Origin of the sequence: Paenibacillus agaridevorans (assembly GCF_003112455.1) — a bacterium.
In the GTDB taxonomy this organism is placed as follows: Bacteria; Bacillota; Bacilli; order Paenibacillales; family Paenibacillaceae; genus Pristimantibacillus; species Pristimantibacillus agaridevorans.
The window spans coordinates 1-3268 of record NZ_BDQX01000413.1 but is presented as its reverse complement, the minus strand read 5'-3'; the positions used below and the strand labels follow the sequence as shown (position 1 = coordinate 3268).

General features: G+C 61.5%; 1 protein-coding gene and 1 pseudogene. Both read right to left on the bottom strand.

Annotated elements, in window-relative coordinates:
- A pseudogene (locus PAT3040_RS31740) lies at nt 1–2261 on the bottom strand (collagen-like protein); the annotation flags it as partial.
- A gap of 238 nt (nt 2262–2499) precedes the next feature.
- On the bottom strand, nt 2500–3268 hold a 769-nt coding region (locus PAT3040_RS31735), incomplete at its 5' end, for an exosporium glycoprotein BclB-related protein (protein WP_108995831.1).

The window sequence follows — 3268 nt, the reverse complement described above, 5'->3', positions numbered from 1 at the left end:
CCCGTAGCGCCGTCAGCTCCCGTAGCTCCCGTAGCTCCCGCAGCTCCCGTAGCGCCGTCAGCTCCTGTTGCGCCAGTAGCTCCATCAGCTCCGTCAGCGCCTGTTGGTCCGGTTGCACCCGTAACACCATCCGCGCCAGTCGCTCCCGTAGCTCCCGTAGCGCCGTCAGCTCCTGTTGCGCCAGTAGCTCCATCAGCTCCGCCAGCGCCTGTTGGTCCGGTTGCCCCCGTAGCGCCATCAGCACCCGTCGCTCCCGTAGCCCCGGTCGTTCCAGTCGCGCCGTCAGCGCCAGTCGCTCCCGTAGCGCCGTCAGCCCCGGTAGATCCAGTAGCTCCGGTTGCACCTGTAACGCCATCCGCCCCGGTAGCTCCCGTAGCCCCGGTCGTTCCAGTCGCACCGTCAGCCCCGGTAGATCCAGTAGCTCCGGTTGCACCTGTAGCGCCATCAGCGCCCGTCGCTCCCGTAGCGCCGTCCGCCCCGGTAGCTCCCGTAGCTCCGGTTGCACCCGTAGCGCCGTCAGCCCCGGTAGATCCAGTAGCTCCAGTTGCACCTGTAACGCCATCCGCCCCGGTAGCTCCCGTAGCTCCGGTTGCACCCGTCACGCCATCAGCGCCAGTAGCTCCCGTAGCGCCGTCCGCCCCGGTAGACCCAGTAGCTCCATTTGCACCCGTTACGCCATCAGCGCCAGTAGCTCCGGTTGCACCCGTCACGCCATCAGCGCCAGTAGCTCCCGTAGCGCCGTCCGCCCCGGTAGACCCAGTAGCTCCGGTTGCACCCGTTACGCCATCAGCGCCAGTAGCTCCCGTAGCGCCGTCCGCCCCGGTAGACCCAGTAGCTCCGGTTGCCCCCGTAACGCCATCAGCGCCCGTCGCTCCCGTAGCGCCATCCGCCCCGGTAGCTCCCGTAGCTCCGGTTGCACCTGTCACGCCATCAGCGCCCGTCGCTCCCGTAGCCCCGGTTGTTCCAGTCGCGCCATCAGCGCCAGTAGCTCCCGTAGCTCCAGTGGCTCCTGCAGCACCGTCGGCGCCAGTAGGTCCTGTTGCGCCCGTCGCACCATCAGCGCCAGTAGCGCCAGTAGCTCCTGTTGATCCAGTGGCACCGTCGGCGCCAGTAGCGCCCGTTGATCCGGTTGCCCCGGTAGCACCATCCGCGCCAGTAGCTCCTGCAGCCCCGTCTGCGCCAGTAGGTCCGGTTGCGCCCGTCGCACCGTCAGCGCCATCCGCCCCGGTAGCTCCAGTCGCACCCGTAGCACCGTCCGCCCCGGTAGATCCAGTAGCCCCGGTTGCCCCCGTCACGCCGTCAGCGCCAGTAGCTCCTGTAGCCCCGGTTGCCCCCGTCGAGCCATCATTGCCAGTCGCTCCCGTAGCCCCGGTCATTCCAGTCGCTCCCGTAGCGCCATCCGCCCCGGTAGCTCCAGTAGCACCTGTTGCTCCCGTCGAGCCATCATTGCCCGTAGCACCGGTAGCGCCAGTCCAACCCGTAGCGCCGTCCGCACCAGTAGGCCCAGTAGCTCCGGTTGCACCCGTTGCGCCATCTGTGCCAGTAGCTCCCGTAGCACCGGTCATTCCAGTCGCTCCCGCAGCGCCGTCCGCGCCGGTAGGTCCAGTGGCACCTGTTGCACCCGTCGCGCCATCAGCGCCAGTAGCTCCCGTGGCACCGGTTGTCCCAGTTGCTCCGGTAGCGCCGTCCGCTCCCGTTGGACCGGTCGGTCCCGTCTCGCCAAGATATGGGTCCTCGATACGAACGATTGCGGAGCCCTCGGTAACCGTGATATCCAGCGTGTCGGATACAAAGATCAGGTCTTCGCCAACCTCCACGACTGCCGAACCCACTTCTCCGATTACATTAAATAATGCTCCCTCTATCGTACCTGTTGCGCCTGTAGCTCCAGTGGCACCCGTCGCGCCTGCTAATCCAGGAAGTCCTCGAGGACCAGGGGCTCCCTCAGGACCTGTTGCGCCAGGTCTGCCGCGTTTGCCGTCATCACCACGTTTGCCATCATCACCTCGTTTGCCGCGGCGTCCACGTTCGCCGGTCGCTCCTGTAGGTCCGGTGGCTCCGGTTGGTCCGACCGGTCCGACCGTTCCTCTTCTGCAACGTTTGACGACAACGACTTTCTTTTCTTTTTTGGAGCTTTTTTTCTTGCCGTGTTTGTTGGAAGAGCTGGCATGAATACTGATAGATTGACTGTTATTCTTCTTTTTCATATTCACTAGTTTGATTTGTCGTTGTTTTTTTGTTGGTTTATCCAGTTGAAACACCTCCTTTTGAGCTTCTTCATAGTACGAGGTGGTGGGGGATTTTGTATGTGCGTTTGGGAAGAAGTTTCAGATTTTCGAGTATTAAGTAAGAAAAATGTGCGAATCTACCGGCTAATTCGAGGAATAGAAAACAACCTGTATATGTTCATAGATGATGTCCATACGTTCATATGCTGATAAAAAATGGGGAAAAGACCAATAAGCCGATTCTACGGCTTATTGGTCTTTGAGAATGTTGTTATTCGATCGTAATGCCCGCACTTCCATATCCGGCGACCGTATTGACAAGGGTCAAGCCAGTTGTCGTGATCGTAAAGCCCAGCAATAGCCTTGTTCCTGCTGTTACTGGAACAGCGAGGTCTGTCAACAAGCCATCCAATGGCTGGCCGATGGCCAAACTGCCTGTCAATGGAGGGGAGAGGGCAACTTCGGTTCCGGGAATGGCTGTCAGCGTATTGCTTGGTACAGGGGTGCCGAACAGTTGAGCGCTGACGGTAACCGTCGAATCGAGAAGGGAGAGGGCCGAAGTTGTGCTGAAGAAAGCGGCTATCGATGTGATGATACCGTCTCTTGGTACGGAGAATGCAAAGTTCAACAACGTGCCGGCGCCGCCTGTCAGATCGATGCTATTGCCCGCTAACAGAATGGTGGGAGCGCTATTGCCGAAACCGACAAGGCCAACTGTTGACGCCAATCCGCCTACCGTAGATGCCAGCACAAGAGGCAAGCCGGAAGCGAAAGGAATGATAGTGCCTGGACCCGCGGCGCCTGTTGCTCCATCAGCGCCCGTAGGACCAGTTGCACCGGTAGCACCGTCGGCTCCGGTAGGTCCAGTCGGACCGGTTGGACCGGTTGGACCGATCGCACCTGCAGCTCCGTCAGCGCCTGTTGCTCCCGTCGCACCTGCAGCCCCGTCAGCGCCAGTTGCTCCCGTCGCACCTGCAGCTCCGTCAGCGCCCGCTGGTCCGGTTGCGCCCGTAGCTCCGTCAGCGCCCGCTGGTCCGGTT